General features: G+C 69.0%; 13 protein-coding genes. 6 read left to right on the forward strand and 7 right to left on the reverse strand.

From position 1 onward, the window contains the following. Nucleotides 1-2: 2 nt before the first annotated feature. The 5 genes from AB0I12_RS39770 to AB0I12_RS39790 are packed head-to-tail and all read right to left on the reverse strand — an operon-like array spanning nucleotide 3 to nucleotide 5,651. A complete protein-coding gene (locus tag AB0I12_RS39770; protein WP_359940733.1) occupies nucleotides 3-827 on the reverse strand; it encodes a carbohydrate ABC transporter permease in 825 nt (274 codons plus the stop codon). Then, on the reverse strand, nucleotides 817-1,755 hold the full coding sequence (locus AB0I12_RS39775) for a sugar ABC transporter permease (RefSeq protein WP_359940736.1): 939 nt from the start codon (nucleotides 1,753-1,755) through the stop codon (nucleotides 817-819). The genes AB0I12_RS39770 and AB0I12_RS39775 overlap by 11 nt, the downstream gene beginning before the upstream one ends. Continuing rightward, the gene (locus tag AB0I12_RS39780; RefSeq protein ID WP_359940738.1) at nucleotides 1,752-3,005 is read right to left on the reverse strand and encodes a sugar ABC transporter substrate-binding protein; all 1,254 of its coding nucleotides are present in this window, start codon (nucleotides 3,003-3,005) and stop codon (nucleotides 1,752-1,754) included. The genes AB0I12_RS39775 and AB0I12_RS39780 overlap by 4 nt, the downstream gene beginning before the upstream one ends. A 12-nt stretch (nucleotides 3,006-3,017) precedes the next feature. Then, nucleotides 3,018-4,622 carry an FAD-dependent oxidoreductase gene (locus AB0I12_RS39785; protein WP_359940741.1) on the reverse strand — a complete coding sequence of 535 codons (1,605 nt, stop codon included), beginning with the start codon at nucleotides 4,620-4,622 and terminating at the stop codon, nucleotides 3,018-3,020. Further along, nucleotides 4,623-5,651: a LacI family DNA-binding transcriptional regulator gene (locus AB0I12_RS39790; protein WP_359940744.1), complete on the reverse strand. Its 1,029-nt coding sequence runs from the start codon at nucleotides 5,649-5,651 to the stop codon at nucleotides 4,623-4,625. 421 nt (nucleotides 5,652-6,072) lie between these two features. On the opposite strand from AB0I12_RS39790, the gene AB0I12_RS39795 reads away from it, so the two are divergent. Continuing rightward, complete coding sequence (locus AB0I12_RS39795) at nucleotides 6,073-7,920, forward strand: hypothetical protein (protein ID WP_359940747.1); 1,848 nt, start codon at nucleotides 6,073-6,075, stop codon at nucleotides 7,918-7,920. On the opposite strand, the gene AB0I12_RS39800 is transcribed toward AB0I12_RS39795, so the two are convergent. Then, a complete protein-coding gene (locus AB0I12_RS39800) occupies nucleotides 7,921-9,669 on the reverse strand; it encodes a hypothetical protein (protein ID WP_359940750.1) in 1,749 nt (582 codons plus the stop codon). Nucleotides 9,670-9,882: 213 nt separating this feature from the next. Here AB0I12_RS39800 and AB0I12_RS39805 point away from each other — a divergent pair, with 213 nt between their 5' ends. Genes AB0I12_RS39805 through AB0I12_RS39825 form a run of 5 tightly spaced genes read left to right on the forward strand, consistent with a single transcriptional unit; the run spans nucleotide 9,883 to nucleotide 15,064 of the window. After that, on the forward strand, nucleotides 9,883-10,806 hold the full coding sequence (locus AB0I12_RS39805; protein ID WP_359940752.1) for a sugar ABC transporter permease: 924 nt from the start codon (nucleotides 9,883-9,885) through the stop codon (nucleotides 10,804-10,806). Further along, nucleotides 10,796-11,692 carry a carbohydrate ABC transporter permease gene (locus tag AB0I12_RS39810; protein ID WP_359940754.1) on the forward strand — a complete coding sequence of 299 codons (897 nt, stop codon included), beginning with the start codon at nucleotides 10,796-10,798 and terminating at the stop codon, nucleotides 11,690-11,692. The genes AB0I12_RS39805 and AB0I12_RS39810 overlap by 11 nt, the downstream gene beginning before the upstream one ends. A gap of 20 nt (nucleotides 11,693-11,712) precedes the next feature. Continuing rightward, entirely contained in the window at nucleotides 11,713-13,017 is a 1,305-nt protein-coding gene (locus AB0I12_RS39815; RefSeq protein WP_359940757.1) for a sugar ABC transporter substrate-binding protein, read from the forward strand. Nucleotides 13,018-13,042: 25 nt separating this feature from the next. Next, nucleotides 13,043-14,149, forward strand: a complete 1,107-nt coding sequence (locus tag AB0I12_RS39820; protein WP_359940760.1) for a Gfo/Idh/MocA family oxidoreductase — start codon at nucleotides 13,043-13,045, stop codon at nucleotides 14,147-14,149. Continuing rightward, a complete protein-coding gene (locus AB0I12_RS39825; RefSeq protein WP_359940763.1) occupies nucleotides 14,150-15,064 on the forward strand; it encodes a PmoA family protein in 915 nt (304 codons plus the stop codon). A 94-nt stretch (nucleotides 15,065-15,158) separates the two neighbouring features. Here the strand turns inward: AB0I12_RS39825 and AB0I12_RS39830 are convergent, their stop codons facing one another. Then, on the reverse strand, nucleotides 15,159-16,562 hold the full coding sequence (locus tag AB0I12_RS39830) for a HAMP domain-containing sensor histidine kinase (protein WP_359940766.1): 1,404 nt from the start codon (nucleotides 16,560-16,562) through the stop codon (nucleotides 15,159-15,161). Nucleotides 16,563-16,633 lie beyond the last annotated feature (71 nt).

A 16,633-nucleotide genomic window follows, 5' to 3' on the forward strand; every position in this document is an offset into this window, starting at 1 on the left:
GGTCAGCCCTTCAGACCGGTCTGGGCCAGGCCTTCGACGAACTGGCGCTGGGCCAGGACGAAGATGATCAGGACGGGCAGCGCGGACAGGGTCGCGGCGGCGAGCTGGGTGTTCCACATCGGCCCGCCGTACGCGTCGACGTACTGGGTGAGGGCCTGCGGGACGGTGAACTTCTGCTTCGAGGACAGGAACACGATCGGTTCGAGGTAGAGGTTCCAGCTGTGCAGGAACGTGAAGATCGACACCGCCCCGATCGCCGGCCGGGCCAGCGGGAGGCAGACCCGCCAGAACAGGCCGAAGCGACCCAGCCCGTCGACCCTGCCGGCCTCCTCCAGTTCGGAGGGCAGGGTGATGAAGAACTGCCGCATGATGAACGTCGCCAGCACGCTCGGCGCGCCGAGCATCGGGATCAGGATCAGCGGCCAGTGCGTGTCCACCAGGCCGAAGGCGTCGAACATCCGGTACAGCGGGATGATCGTCACCTCGTTCGGCACGAGGAGACCGCTCAGCACGATCACGAACACGATCCCGGCGCCGCGGAACCGGATCCGCGCGAACGCGTACCCGGCGAGCGCCGACACGGCCAGCGTCCCGAGGGTGACGACCAGCGCGATGTAGAGGCTGTTCAGGTACTGGCGGCCGAACGGCTGCAACGCGAACACCTGGCGATAGGCGTCCAACGTCGGCGATCCCGGGACCAGCGAGGGCGGGAACGCGAAGATCTCGGACACCGGTTTCAGCGACGTCGTCGCCATCCACCAGATCGGGAACACGAACGGCACACAGCACACCAGCAGTACGCCGTACACCACCAACTTAAGCCTCATGGAACACCCACCTACGACGCATCCGCCATTGGACGACGGTCAGCACCAGGACGATGAAGAACAGCAGCAGCGAGAGCGTCGCGCCGTAGCCGAAGTGATGGAACTGGAACGCCTGCTGGTACAGGTAGTAGACGAGCACGGTCGTCGACGTCTCCGGCCCGCCCTGGGTCAGTACGGCGATCTGCGCGAACACCTGCAGCGAGCCGACGATGGTCAGGATCATCGTCAGCAGGATCGTCGGACTGATCAGCGGCACGGTCACCCGCCGGAACCGTGCCCACGCGGACGCGCCGTCGATCCGGGCCGCTTCGTACAGCTCCGCGGGGACACCCTGCAGCGCGGCCAGGAACAGCACCATGTTGAGGCCGACGTTCTTGAACAGCTGGACGACGATCACCGACGCCATCGCCGTGCCGCCGGACCGCAGCCAGTTCGGCCCGTCGACGCCCAGGAAATTCAGGAAACCGTTGATTCCGCCGTTGTCCTGGAGCAGGAAACCCCAGACGATCGTCCAGGCCACCAGCGTCACCACGACCGGCGAGAAGAACAGGGTCCGGAAAATCACCGTTCCGCGCAGTTTCTGGTTCAGCAGCACGGCCAGGAACAGCGCGAGGCTGAGGTTCAGCACGACCAGACCGACCGAGAACAACCCCGTTGCCCTGAGCACCGGACCCAGGCGGGCGTCGGACGCCAGCGCCGCGTAGTTGTCGCCGCCGACGAACTCGAACGTCCCGCCGAGCACGTTCCACTCGTGCACGCTGTACCAGACCACCAGCCCGAGCGGCACGAGGACGAAGGCCACGATCCCGGCGAGCTGCGGCAGGACCATCAGCCAGCCGGCCAACGTGTCCCGCCGCCGCATCGTCCAGTACGGCGCGCGCTCCGCCGGCGCCACCGGAGGCGCCGACTTGTCGAGGAGCAAGGTCATTTCGCCAGCAGGGGGTTGATCTTCGAGCAGACACCGGACAGCACGCTCTTGACGTCCGCGTCCGGCTTCCACAGCGGATCGAGCGCGGCGCGGACGGTCTGCTGCACCTCGGCGTACCCGGTGTGGCTGGGCTTGATCGTGCCGTTCTCGATGCCCTTGACCACGACGCTGTCCAGCTGGGCCGGCTTGAGCAGCGGGTTGGCCTTGGCCAGCGTGGCCGAGTTCAGCTGGGACTTGCGCGGCGGCGGGAAGAACTGCGCGAGCTTCGCCGAGTTCTCAGCGTTGCTGAAGTACGCCAGGAACTGCTTGGCCGCGTCGGCGTGCTTGCCGCGCTTGAAGACACCGATTCCGGCCTGCCCGACGACGGAGTACCCACCCGACGGGCCCTTGGGCAACGGCACCAGATCCCACTGGAACTTGGCCTTCTCCAGCAGGGCGGCGCGGCTGATCTGCGTCACGACCATCGCCGAGTCGCCGGCGTAGAAGTCCTTCGTCACACCGGGACCCGGCATGCCCTTGTCGGTGAAGATCAGCTTGTGGACGAACGTCATCGCGTCCACCATCGCCGGCTGGTCGAACTGGCAGGTCTTGCCGTCCTCGCTCCACGGCCGCGCGCCCCATCCTGCCCAGATCGCGTTCAGCGTGTCCCAGCCCTTGTAGTCGAAGTCGCCGACCACGACACCGCCCTTGCCGCGCGCCTGGACGGCGGCCGCGGTCTTGGCGGCCTCCTCCCAGGTCCACGTCCCGGAGGCGATCTGCTGGGCCGGAGCCGGCCGCCCCGCCGCCTTCACCAGGTCGGTGTTCACGAACACCCCCAGCGGCGAGGTGGAGAACGGGTACGCGTACAGCTTGCCGTCCTTCTCCCAGTTGGCCGTCGTGCTCGGCAGCAGGTCGGCGTCCTTGTCGATCGGCTCGAGCGCGCCCGAGCTGACGAAGTCCGGCGCGTTGCTCTCGAAGATCCACGCCAGGTCGGGCACGTTGCCGCCGCCGATCTGCGTGGTCAGGGTGGTCGTGTAGCTGTCGAACGGGATCGACTCGAAGGTGATCTTGCCGATCTCCGGATGGTCCTTCTTGTAGGCGGCGGCGATCTGGTCGAACAGCGCGACGTGCTTGGCGTTCGCGCTCCAGATCGTCATCCGCAGGTCGATCGGCCCGCTGTCACCCGAGCCCGAGCCGGAGCCGGATCCGCCCCCGCAGCCGGCCGCCGTCAGCAGTGCCGCGGCGGTCAACGCCGCTGTCAGGATCTTCATGGGAGTCCTCCATCAGTAGCCGGCGACGGCCGGCCAGGCGAGTTCGATGCCCTGAGCAACCAGGCGGTCCTGGAACTCGGCGAGCAGCGCAGGGGTGTTGCGGACCGCCCGCGGCGCGACGCCGCGGTCCAGGCAGTACGCCGCGAGCGCGCCGGCGGACTCGCCGATGTTCCACTCGACGGGGTGCAGCCGGTAACAGCCGTTGGTGATGTGGGTGGTGCCGAGGTTCTTGTTCGCGGGCAGCAGGTTCTCCACCCGCTCCGGGAGCAGCGCGCCGAGCGGGATCCGGAACGGGCTGCTCGCCACGTCGATGTAGTTGTCGCCGCCGGTCGACGGGTGCAGGTCGATCCGGTACATGCCGACGCCGACGCTGTCGTCGTACTCGACCGCGCCGCGCTCACCGCGGACCGCGACCGACAGGTCCTGCTCGACGACGGTGTACTCCGCCTTGATCCGCCGGGACTCGCGGATGTACGGCGCCTGCGCCAGACCGTCCGCGGAGCCGACCACATCCGCGCGCAACCGGAGACCGGGAAAGCCGGTGCCGCCGTCGGGCCGCGGCGCCTCGGTCTGCAGCCAGTAGAGGACGGAGTGCGAGAGTTCGCGCGCCGCCGCGAGATGCTTCGCCGCGTCCGGTACGTCGATCACCGGGCCCTCGAAGTAGTCGATCATCGGCCAGTTCACCAGGCAGATGTCGCTCGCGTACGTCCCCGGGACGAAGTGCCGGCGGGCCGCGATCCGGCGGAACGTCCACAGGTTCGTGTCACCGCCCGTCCGCCGCTGGTCCGCGACCACCGCGAGCGGATCGTCGTCGGGGTTGGGCGTGAAGGTCCGCCGCGAGCTCTCCAGGGTGCGCGGGTTCGGCGCGGTCCAGGACAGCAGCCGATCACCCCAGAACGACGGCTGGTAGTTCCGCCAGAAGGCGTAGTTCGCCGGCTTGTCCCCGACCATGTCGACACCGTCGCCGTCCACATGGTCGACCGCGAAACAGTACGAGACCGCCTGCATGTTCAGCAGTTGCGCCTCGGCGGGCGCACTCGGCTCACCGGTCTGGCTCTGCGCCTCGAAGCCGGTGACGTACTCCGTCCCGGTCAGCGGCAGCAGCTCGCCCGTCTCGGTCGCGTCGAGGATGTACGGCGCGGTCAGCGTCAGCCGCTCCTCGGTGTCGCGATGCTGCACCGTGACCGCGGTGACCCGATCGCCGTCGGTGTCGGCCGCGACCGGACGGTACGGCTGCAGGACCTGGAGCCGGCGACCGGCCCGGTACGGCGCGAGCATCGCCTCCAGCACCGCGAGCGCGACACGTGGCTCGTGGCAGAGCCTGGACACGTAACCGGCGCCCGGGTTGAGGTGAGCAGCGGCCCGCGACGCCTCGGTCAGCGGGTAGTGGCGGCGGTAGTAGTCACGGATGCCGTCACGCAGCGCCCGGTACGACGCCGTGACGCCGAACTGCTCGACCCACGTGTGCTCGTCCGGCGGGACGGCCTGGCTGGTCAGCTGGCCGCCGAGCCAGTCGAACTCCTCGGTCATGATCACCGAGCGACCGGCACGCAGCGCGGCGAGAGCCGCGGCGACGCCGCCGAGTCCGCCGCCGATCACAAGGACATCGGTATGCATTCAGGCACCTTCGGGTGGAGTGAGTGTGATTCCGTCGGTCAGTTCGCAGGGCAGCAGCAGTTGCTGCTCGGTGGCCGTGCCGCTGAGGACTGCCTCGAGCAGCTCGACCGCGCGGACGCCCATCGCCCGCCGCGGGACGTGGAAGCCGGAGAAGTCCAGGTCGCTGGCCGCCGCTCGGGTGGCGTCGCCGAGCGCGACCACGGACAGGTCACCCGGTACGTCGACCCCGCGCTCGGCCGCCGCGGCGTACAGCGCGATCGCGTCCGCGCGCTCCTCGACGAACGCGGCGGTGATCCGGCGGTCCAGCAGGTCGTCGAGCACCTCGCCGGGCGTTCGGTCGAGCGTCGGCAGGTGCGGCGCGCGCGGGCCGGCCGCCTCCCGGAAGCCGCGCAACCGGTCCGCCGACGACTCGGCGCCCTCGCCGAGCCCGACGAACGCGATCCGCCGGTGACCGAGCGCCTGTGCCCGCTCCGCGACCGTCCGCGTGGCTGTGCCGTAGTCGGCGCCGACGTACGGCACCGGGCCGCCGGCGTCGTCGCGGCGGCCGACCGAGACGAACGGGTAGTCCTCGGCGATCAACCGGGCCAGCTCGTCGGCCGGGATCTCGCGCCCGAGCAGCAGGCAGCCGTCGGCGATCCGGAGCCGGTTGTTCTCGTGGAAGATCCGCCGGTGGCCGTCGGTCACCGGCGCACTGGTGAACAGCAACAGATCCCACCCGAGCCGCTCGGCGCGATCCTCGATACCGGCCAGGAACGGGTGGTAGAAGTCGCCGCTCGCACTCGGGAACACCGACTCGTAGGTGAACACGCCGAGGATCTGGTTGCGCTGCTTGGTCATCCGGCGGGCCAGCGGATCGGCCTGGTAGCCGGTCTCGCGGATCACCTTCAGCACCCGGTCGCGGGTCTCGGCCGGGATCCGCGCGCTCGCGTCGCTGCGGTTGTTCAGCACCAGCGAGACGGTCGTCTGGCTGACCTTGGCCAGCCGCGCGATGTCGCGCTGGGTGAGTCGGGCGGTCGCCTTGTCCGGCATCGATCGATCCTTCGCAGTAATACGGATTGCCGGGGACACTAGAACAGCTGCCCGAGCGGCGTCAAGAGCTCGCCGACGCTGCTAATTCGGATTACTAAAGCCGAGGCCTTGACCACAGCTGCTGCGGCGCAGAAAACTCGCCGCAGTCCCGATCGTCGCGAGGAGAGCGCCCATGCTGAGTCGCCGCACGACGTGCCGGGCGGCGACCCCGGCACCACGTACAAGGGCAAACACAAGTACGGCGTCTGGGTTCGCGGCGTACGAGCTCTCGATCGAGCATCAACAGCACCGCGAGGTCGTCCTCCGGCAGGTCTCCGGCTGGCAGTCGCGGGCCCTCGAGCTCGACCGCTGCCACCACCTGCGCCCGATCCCGAGTTCGCCGTTCTCACCGTCCGCTGAAAACTACTTCAGGAGCTCACTCATGCACGTCAAACGTCGTACCGTGCTGCTCGGTGCCGTCGGCGCCGGTCTGGTCCCCGCTGTGACGGCCGCCCCGGCCCGTGCCGCTGGGCTGCCGTTGCTGGCGGGTCTGCCGGCCGGGGCGCCGGACCGGCGACTGTTCACGCCCGGCGAGCAGCGGTTCGCGGGGTACCTGGTGATCCTCGCGCCGATGACGAACGACATCGTCGACACCGACCCGTACGGCTTCATGGGCGGCGGCTGGTGGCGGACGCCGGCCCAGCCGTACAACTCCCGGGTCCAGGAACACGTTTTCACGCTCAGCTGGTTCTACGCCAACCAACGTGCCTGGAACCCGTACTACCGCGACAGCGCACTCCTCGGCCGGCTCGACGCCGCGCTACAGCACTATCTGGGTCTGCAGAACCCGGACGGTTCGTGGCCGGAGTACTCCCCAGGCGAGCGCGGAAAAGCATCCAGCGGTTTCGGAATCGGCTACCTGGCCAAGACACTGGCCAATCTGCGCCAGGCGAAGGCCTTGCCGACCCGGCGGACCCAGCTGGAAGGTGCCCTGCGCAAGGGCGTCGACTGGTACCTGGACCCGGGCAACTCGGTCGTCTGGGACGACCCGTTCGAGTACACGAACCAGGCCGTCGCCGGAGTGGCCGGCTCGGCACTGACGCTGCGGCTGCTGCCCGACCAGGCCCGGTGGCTCAAGCTGCAGGACCGGATCCGGTTCGTCGCGAAGTGGGCGCAGAGTCCGGCCGGGTTCTTCTATGACCCGCGCGGCATGGATATCAACTACAACTTCGAGGTCATGCTGCCGGAGATGGCCGAGCTCTACCTGCAGACCAGGAACCCGCTGCTGGTCTCGATGACGCGCAAGTTCACCGACTGGTTCGGCTACAACCTGCTCCGCGAGCCCGACGGCTCCGGCTGGCTGACGTACTACGCGGTCTCCGACCGGACCTCGGTCGCGTACTACGACGACGTGATCCCGGACCCCGACCGGAGCATCCTCGGCTCGCACTTCGTCCCGGCCGTCCCGAACCTCGGGGCGTTCTTCACCTCCCGCGAGGACAAGGCCGCGACCCGCCAGTCGTGGGCCGCCGAGCCGGCGCCGGTGCCGGCCCTGGCCAAGCAGGACACGTCGCCGCGCATCATCGCGCACGCGCCGTACGGCGAGACGCTGCCGACCCGGTCCGCCAAGCGCGCCGCGATCGCGAACATCCCGTACCTGAGCCGCGACAACTTCACCGAGCGCCGCCACGAGAACGACGGCAACCAGGACTACCTCTACGTCCGCCGGCCCGGTCTGTACCTCGGCGCGTTCTTCGGCGAGCGGCAAGGCAGCGCGGTGAAAGCCGGGACCGGCTTCCTGTGGCACCCGGCAGCAGGCACCGTGATCCACGCGCAGCAGACCGCGACCGGCTGCTGGGGCACGATCCGCGCCGGCAAGGCGGATGCCGAAACCAACCTGGTCGCGGAATACCCGTCGAATGACCTGGTCCGCTACCGCACGCCCGACAGCTCGGTGTCGACGGAGCTCGTCATCGGCTCGCACTCGGTCAGCCGCCGGGTCACCGCGACGGGCGCCGCAACGGAGCAGATCCCGTTGGTGCTGCAGCCGGGCGACGAGGTGGTGTTCTCGGACGGCACCGTCGTGCCGTACGGCGAGACGCGGACGGCGAGCGCCGACGGCATCGTGATCCGCCGCGGCGCGGCCACGATCGCCATCACCTGGTCGGCACGCCGTCCGGCGACGCTCAGCACGTCGTCGCGGACGTATCTGCGGGACCAGCGGCGGCGCGTTCACGTACTGCGGATTCCGCACGACGGCTCGCTGGAAACCGTCGTGCGGACCGCTTGATCAGGACGTGCGCAGCCGGAGCACCTGACGCCCCGGTGTCCGGCCGGTCAGGTACACGCGCAGGCCGTCCGGGGTGAGGCTGCCGCCCAGGTAGGTGTAGCGCTCGCCCGGGTCCATCGCGACCCGGGCGGCGCCGTTGCCCGGGCCGAACTCGATCCGGTCCGTGCCGACGGTGTAGCTGCCGGTCCCCGACGCCAGCTGGTAGTTGCCTGCGGCATCCAACTGGTCCACGCCGCTCAGGGTGCCGCCCGGGCGGAAGCAGAGCTCGACGGCGTAGCCGGTCTCGTCTCCGGCGAAGTCGAACGTCAGGTCGTAGCCGGACGGAACCTCGGCGACGGTGATCTCGGTCCGCAGTACCCGGTACTGCTTCGGGCGGTGCGGGAAGTCCATGGATGCGTAGAAACGGCCCTCAGGAGTGAGTGCGTAGCGGCCGTCCGCCCGGCGGTAGCGCTTCGGGAGCGGCAGGTGGTACGGGACCTGCACCTCCTGCTGCAGCTTGAACGTACCGGGCGCCGTACGCCGCAGCCCGTCGCTGCGGAAATGACCGGTGCTGAAGAACTGCGGTGACAGCCGGACCGAGTCGAGGATCGCCGCACCGTTGCGGAGCTTGAAGAAGGTCGGGTTCGTCGACAGGCCCGACGAGATCACCGGGATGTCGTGGAAGTCGGTGCCGCCGAAAACGGTTGCCGTCCGAGCCCGGTGGCGGATCCGCGCCGAGGCCTGCGACGGGTAGTGCTGCACGAAGTCCGTAGGCGCCGGGGTCGCGGCCGGCAGTACCGCGGACAGCTCCGGCCGCTCCAGCACCTCGGCGAGGAAATCCCCGAGTTCACCGGTTCCGCGCGCCTCGATGCTCTTGGCGACGGTCGTGAACCGGCCGTCTCCGGTGTGCAGCGCCAGCTCGCGGAACTGCGTCAGGTACCACCAGACCTCGCGGATGCCCTTCTGGTCCTGCCGGCGCGACGCGGTCGTGTCCACCTCGCCGTTCGGCTCGAGCAGGTACAGCGTGACGTCGAGATTCCGCTGCACGTAGTCGAGCAGAGCCGGCTTGTCGTACAGCCAGGCGATCGTCAGCAGGCACGGGTTCGTCACCTCGGCGGCGTACGTCGAGCTGCGCTCGCTGTAGATCCCGTCCGGGGTCGCGTCGATGCCCTCGTCGAGCCAGTCGTCGATCCGCGCCGCGTACCGCCGGTCCGGGAAGAGGCGGTGCGCCCGGGCCAGTGCCGCGGACACCTCCCACCGGTGGTTGGGCGTGTGGACGCCGCCCGACGCCAGCGCGGGTCCGGCCTTCTTGATCACCGAGGCCAGCGTCGCGCGCATCGACGCGGTCTCCGGCCGGCCGTCCGCGTCGAGCAGGGCGTACAGCATGCACACGTCCTGGATCGCGAAAGCGCTGTCCGGCGGCGAGTGCAGGTTGCCGACGTCGTACAGGCCGTCCTCGTGCTGCCGCGCGGCGAGCTGGTCGACGAGCCAGGCCAACGGCTCCAGGAGCGTGGCGTCGTGATGGTACGGCGACCGTCCCCACGCATAGCCGGAAACGAGCCGGCGGGCCTTGCGGGCCACGGTCCGGACACTGTCGGAAACGTTCTGAAAGTTGCCGAGCACGATCGGAATCTGTTTCCGGTTCGCCTCGGTCAGCAGGGTCAGGAAGTCCTCGTCCACGGCTGCCACCTCAGCACGAGCCGCACCTGGATGCAGCGCGCCGAGCGCGACCGTGGTCAGCGAACCGGTGAGAAAAGTACGTCGCAGCATCGGGATCTCCGTCGGTAAGCGGTTGCCAAATGCTCAGAACTGTCGCGTCGGAACTTTGTCCTGTCAATAGCTCGCAAGCGGTCCGGATCCGGCCCTTTCCTTCATCGATGAACTCTTGCGGGAACCGGTTTCTTGTACTAGCTTGACCGCCCAAGGCAAGCGCTTTCCTAAGCGTCGGGCCGAAGGCCGACGGGGACGGAAGAGAGGTGACCATTGAGTGCGCTGGGTGAGCTGGGCAGTCTGAGGGGCAAGAAGACGGCAGGTCAGAAGAAGGACAACCTGGCCGGCTATCTGTTCCTGGCGCCGTGGTTGCTGGGTCTGTTCCTGATCACGATCGGGCCGATGCTGGCCTCGCTGTACCTGTCCTTCACGGACTACAACCTGATCCAGGCCCCGAAGTGGATCGGCCTGGAGAACTTCACCCGGATGCTGTCCGACGAGCGGCTGCACAACTCGCTGCGCGTGACGTTCACCTACGTGTTCGTCTCGGTGCCGCTGCAGCTGGCGATCGCGCTGCTGCTGGCCGTCGTCCTCGACCGCGGCGTCCGCGGGATGGCGTTCTACCGCTCGGTGTTCTACCTGCCGTCACTGCTCGGCTCGAGTGTCGCGATCGCGATCCTCTGGCGGCAGGTGTTCGGCACCACCGGCCTGCTCAACCAGGTGCTGGACGTGTTCGGCATCGAGGGCAAGGGCTGGATCTCCGACCCGAGCACCGCACTCGGCACGCTCGTCGTCCTGAACGTCTGGACGTTCGGGTCGCCGATGGTGATCTTCCTGGCCGGGCTGCGGCAGATCCCGACGATGTACTACGAGGCGGCGTCGGTCGACGGCGCCGGCGTCCTGCGGCGGTTCTTCAGCATCACGCTGCCGCTGCTGACGCCGATCATCTTCTTCAACCTGGTGCTGCAGATCATCCACGCGTTCCAGTCGTTCACCCAGGCGTTCGTCGTCTCCGGGGGCAGCGGCGGGCCGTCGGACTCGACGATGTTCTTCACGCTGTACCTCTACGACCGGGGCTTCGGGAACTTCGACATGGGCTACGCCTCCGCGATGGCGTGGTTCCTGCTCGTGATCATCGGGGTCTTCACCGCCGCGAACTTCTTCGCCTCGAAGTACTGGGTGTTCTATGACGACTGAGACGACGACCGAGACGCTGACCCGCACCGTCGCCACCCGCCGGTCCTCGGCCGTCACCTGGTCCCGGATCCGGCCGCTGGTGATCCACGTCGTGCTGGCCGGCTCCGCGCTGGTGATGCTGTACCCGGTGATCTGGATGGTGGTCAGCTCGCTGCGCCCGGGCAACGAGATCTTCCGCGACCCCGGGATCCTGGTGAAGGACCTGCGGATCGAGAACTACCGGGTCGGCTGGCACGCGCTGACCGAGCCGTTCACCCGCTACCTGCTGAACTCGGCGCTGGTGGTGCTCGGCTCGATCGTCGGCAACCTGGTGTCCTGCTCGATGGCGGCCTACGCGTTCGCCCGGCTGGAGTTCACCGCGAAGAAGTTCTGGTTCGCGATCATGCTGCTCAGCATCATGCTGCCGATCCACGTGGTGATCGTGCCGCAGTACATCCTGTTCTCGAACCTGGGCTGGATCAACACGGTGCTGCCGCTGGTCGTGCCGAAGCTGCTGGCCACCGACGCGTTCTTCGTGTTCTTGATGGTGCAGTTCATCCGTGGCATCCCGCGCGAGCTGGACGAGGCCGCCCGGATCGACGGCTGCGGCAAGGCCTCGATCTTCCTGCGGATCATCCTGCCGCTGATGGTGCCGGCCCTGGCCACCACGACGATCTTCACGTTCATCTGGACCTGGAACGACTTCTTCAGCCAGCTGATCTACCTGACCGACCCGCACATGTACACCGTCCCGGTCGCGCTGCGGTCGTTCGTCGACTCGACCTCCAGCTCGTCGTGGGGATCGATGTTCGCGATGTCGGTCGTCTCCCTCGTCCCGGTCTTCCTCGCCTTCCTGCTGGGCCAGCGGTTCCTGATCAAGGGCATCGCGACCACCGGCATCAAGTAACTCCCTGAAAGGTGCACTTCATGAGGCACATCCCACGCGCCCTGACGGCCCTGGCGCTGGCCACCACGTTGCTGGCGGCCAGTGCCTGCGGCGGCGACTCCGGCGGCCCGGGCGGGTCGTCCGACGCCGGCGGCAAGGTCACGCTCCGATTCACCTGGTGGGGATCGGACACCCGGACCAAACTCACCCAGCAGGTGATCGACGCGTACCAGAAGGACCATCCGAACGTCACGATCAAGGGTGAGTTCGGCGAGTGGTCCGGCTACTGGGACAAGCTCGCCACCACGGTCGCGGCGAACGACGCGCCGGACATCATCCAGATGGACGAGAAGTACCTGCGGGAGTACGCCGACCGCGGCGCGCTGCTCGACCTGAAGAAGGCGCAGGGCCTGGACACCGGTAAGTTCGAGCCGGACACGCTCGGCGCCGGCGAGTTCGACGGCGGCCTGTACGGGCTGAACGCCGGCATCAACTCGTTCGCCGTGGTCGTGAACCCGGCGGCCTTCAAGACCGCCGGCGTGGCGATCCCGGACGACACCACGTGGACCTGGGACGACTTCTCCCGGATCGCCGCGGAGATCACCACCAAGACCGGCGGCAAGATCACCGGGACCGGCGCGCTGGGCACCAACGAGGCCGGCCTGAACCTGTGGGCCCGGCAGAACGGCGAGTCGCTCTGGACGAAGGACGGCAAGCTCGGCGTCTCGCCGGAGAAGACCACCGACTTCTTCAAGTACGTGCTGAAGCTGCGCGACGCGAAGGCGATCCCGTCGGCCGAGGCGATCTCCCAGGACATGAACGCGTCGCTCGACCAGTCGGCGTTCGCGACCGGCAAGCTGGCGATGAGCTTCATCTGGAGCAACCAGCTGGTGGCCTTCAGCAAGGCGACCGGCCAGCAGCTGAAGCTGCTGCGGATCCCGAGCGCCGATGGCAAGGCCGCCGACAACGGCTCGTACTACAAGGGTTCGATGTTCTGGTCGATCTCGGCGCGGTCCAAGCAGCAGAAGGAGGCCGCGGAGTTCGTCAACTACCTGGCCAACAACACCGCCGCCGGCGACGTACTGCTCGCCGAGCGGGGCGTGCCGCCGAACACCGAGGTGCGCGCCTCGGTGACGCCGAAGCTGCAGCCGGCCGACGCCGCGTCCGCGAAGTTCATCCAGGACATCGGCAAGGACCTCGGCGACCCCTCGCCGGCCCCGCCGGTCGGCGGCGGTCAGGTGGAGAAGATCATCCAGCGGTACACGACCGAGGTGCTGTTCGGCCGGCAGGCGCCGGACGCGGCCGCCAAGGCCTTCCTGGACGAGGTCAACGGGGAGCTCAAATAGTGTTGCTGACGGCAACTGATTGTCGATGACGGGGGACCGCGTGGCCGTGGTGGGAATCCACGGCCACGGCGCCTCCCATGTCCGTAACGCCGCCCGGCTGGCGCAGGCCGGCCGGGCCGAGCTGGTGGCGGTCGCCGATCCCCGGGGCGGCGGCGACCTGCCGCCGGGCGTCCGGGTCTTCGGCGGCCTGGACGAGCTGCTCGCGGCGACCGAGGTCGACGTCGTGGTGATCTGTACGCCGATCCAGACGCACGTCCCGCTGGCCGAGCTGGCGATGCGCGCGGGCGCCGACGTACTGCTGGAGAAGCCGCCGACCGCGTCCATGGCCGAGTTCGAGCAACTGTCCGCGGTCGTGGCCGAGACCGGGCGGGCGTTGCAGGTCGGGTTCCAGGCGCAGGCGTCGGAGGCCACGCTGAAGCTCGCGGCGATGATCGCCGAAGGGCAGCTCGGCGAGATCCGCGGGATCAGCGCGGTGGGGAAGTGGGTGCGGACGGCGCGGTACTTCCAGCGCGCGCGCTGGTCCGGCAAGCGGCGGCTCGACGGTGTGGACGTCGTCGACGGGGCGGTGACGAATCCGCTCGCGCACGCGACCGCGGCGGCGCTGCTGCTGGACGGTTCGACCGGCGTGGACGACGTACGGTCGATCGAGACCGAGCTGTACCGGGCGAACCCGATCGAGTCCGACGACACCTCGTCGGTGCGGATCACGACCGCGCACGGTACGCCGATCCTGATCGCGGTCACGTTGTGCGCGGCCGAGCACCTCGAGGCGACGGTGATCGTGCACGGATCGGAGGGCCGCGCGGTCCTCACATACCAGTCGGATCTGATCGGCGACACGAAGTACGGCCGGGCTGACCTGCTGGAGAACCTGCTCGCGCACCGGGCCGACCCCGCGGTGCCGCTGTACGTGCCGCTGGCCGCGACAGGTGGGTTCACCCGCGTGGTCGAGGCGGTCCGCACGGCGCCGGACCCGGCACCGATCGCGCCGGAGCTGGTGCGCTGGGAGGGCGAAGGACTCGAGCGCCGGCCGATCCTCCTCGACGTCGAGCAATGGATCGACCGGGCCTCGGACGAGCTGGCGCTGTTCAGCGAGATCGGGGCGCCCTGGACCGGACAACGGGAGAGCTGAATGTCGCAGAACCTCGGCTGCAACCACGCCGTCAACCAGTCGATCCAGGTGACGGCGGGCGGCGGCGAGCTGTTCACCTATGTCTACAACGCGGACGACCCGCAGTACGAGTCGCCGCGGCCGTACTTCCACCCGATCCGGACACTGACCGGCGACCTGGTCAGCGTCTACCGCCCGTGGGACCACCTCTGGCACAAGGGCCTGTCCTGGTCGCTGCCGCACTTCGGGCACGACAACTTCTGGGGCGGGCCGACGTACGCGCATGAGGACGGGTATCAGCCACGCGACAACAACGGCTCGCAGGACCACGACCGGGTCGACGCGCTCGACGTGTCCGACGACGAGGTCCGGTTCGCCCACCACCTGTCGTGGCACCGGCAGAGCGGTGAGCACGTCGTCGACGAGTCCCGCACGATCACCGCGCGGCTCGCGGACGACGGCTGGGTGCTGGTCTACGACACCGCGATGACGAACGTGTCTGGCGAGACGATCCAGATCGGCAGCCCGACCACCGCCGGCCGCCCGAACGCCGGGTACGGCGGACTGTTCTGGCGCGGGCCGCGGGCGTTCACCAACGGCACCATCCTCGCCCCGCAGGGCAGCGGCCGCGACGAGCTCCGCGGTCAGCGCGCGCCGTGGATGGGCTTCACCGCCCGCCAGGACGAGACCGACACCGCGTCGACGATCATCGTCGCCGACGCCGCCGACAACGTTCGCCACCCACCGGAGTGGTTCGTCCGCTCGGAAGACTTCGCGGCGGTCTGCCCCGCCCCGTTCTTCTCCGAGGAACTCCCGTTCCCCGCCGGCGACACCCTCCGCCTCCGTTACGCCGTCCTGATCGCCGACGGCCTCTCCGACGACAACCGCGCCGCCATCCTCGCGGCCCAGGCCACCAAGGCACTCGCCGCGAGCTGACGCGGATCTCCAGGCCATCACAATTCGTGGGCTGCGGCCCGTTCCCGCCTGGCGATGGCCGCGGGTGGCGATTGTGATGGCCTGGAGATCCGCCTCACGCGGGCAACGCCAGCGTGAACGACGTGCTGCCCGGGGCCGAGCTCAGGGTCAGCGTGCCGTTGTGGGCCTCGGTGATGGATCGGGCCAGGGACAGGCCGAGGCCGGTGCCGCCGGTGGCGCGCGTTCGGGCGGTGTCGGCGCGGGTGAAGCGCTGGAAGACATTGGGCAGCAGGTCGGCGGGGATGCCGGGGCCGTCGTCGTGGACGGTGAGCAAGGCGGAGTGGTCGCTGCGGTCGGCCGTGACGGTGACAGTGGTGCCGGGTGGGGTGTGCCGGCGCGCGTTCGCCAGGAGGTTGGCGAGGACCTGGTGCAGGCGTTGCTCGTCGCCGATGACGACGATCGGCTCGGCGGGCAGGTCCAGCTCCCAATGGTGGCTGGGGGCAACGATCCGGGCGTCGGTGACCGCGTCGAGGGCCAGCCTCGACAGGTCGACCGAGCGGCTGTCGAGCGGCCGCCCGGCGTCCAGCCGGGCAAGCAGCAGGAGGTCCTCGACCAGCGACGCCATCCGGGTGGTCTCGACCATCACCTTGCCCATCGCGTGCGCGAACAGATCGGGATCGCGCTGGTGCAGGCTCAGCTGGGCGTAACCGTGGATCGTCGTCAGCGGCGTCCGCAGCTCGTGCGACGCGTCCGCCACGAACTGCCGGACCTGCTGCTCGCTGCGGTGCCTGGCGTCGAGCGCACCTTCCATGTGCCCGAGCAACGTGTTGAGCGCGACGGCGACCTGTCCCACCTCGGTCCGTTCGTCGGTGAGCTGGTCGGGCACCCGGGCGGTCACCCCGATCTCGCCGGTGTCGAGCGGTAGCGCCGCCACCTCGCGGGCCGTCTGCGCGACGCGGCGCAGCGGCCGCAACTGACGCCGTACGACGAACACCGCGACGCCGCCCGCGGTGAGTACGCCGATCCCGCCGAACAACGCCTCCCACCCGATCAGGCTGTTGATCGTGTCCTCGATGTCCTTGGTCGGCAGCCCGGTGATCACGGTGACCTGGTCGATGCTCGCCGCGCGCACCCGGTACTCGCCGAGGCCGGGCAGGTCGACCGTGCTGGTCCGACCGGCCGCGAGGTTGTCGAGCTTGCCGACGACCACGTCGGTGAGGTCGGTGACGTTGCCTTCGGCAGTGACCACTGTCCCGGCCGCATTGCCGCCCTGCGCGTAGACCGTCACCGTGCCGGCGTCCTGCCCGTGCGGCGCGTCCGGTGGTGGTCCCCACGACCCGTTGTTCAACGCGCCCATCGCGCGCCCTTGGGCGGCCATCACCTTGCCGTCGAGCTGCCCGGTCAGGTACGAGCCGATCGCTGCGGTCGTCAGTACGCCGATCACGATGCTCACCACCGCGACCAGCGCCACCATCGCCGCCGCGACCCGCACACTCAACGAACGCGCCGCGACCCTCATGCCCCCAGGATGTGCGGCCGGCCATCGGACCCGCTGCACGTTTCCTGTCATCTTGCTGTGAACCGCGATGC

Origin of the sequence: Kribbella sp. NPDC050459 (assembly GCF_040655315.1) — a bacterium.
Classification (GTDB): Bacteria; Actinomycetota; Actinomycetes; order Propionibacteriales; family Kribbellaceae; genus Kribbella.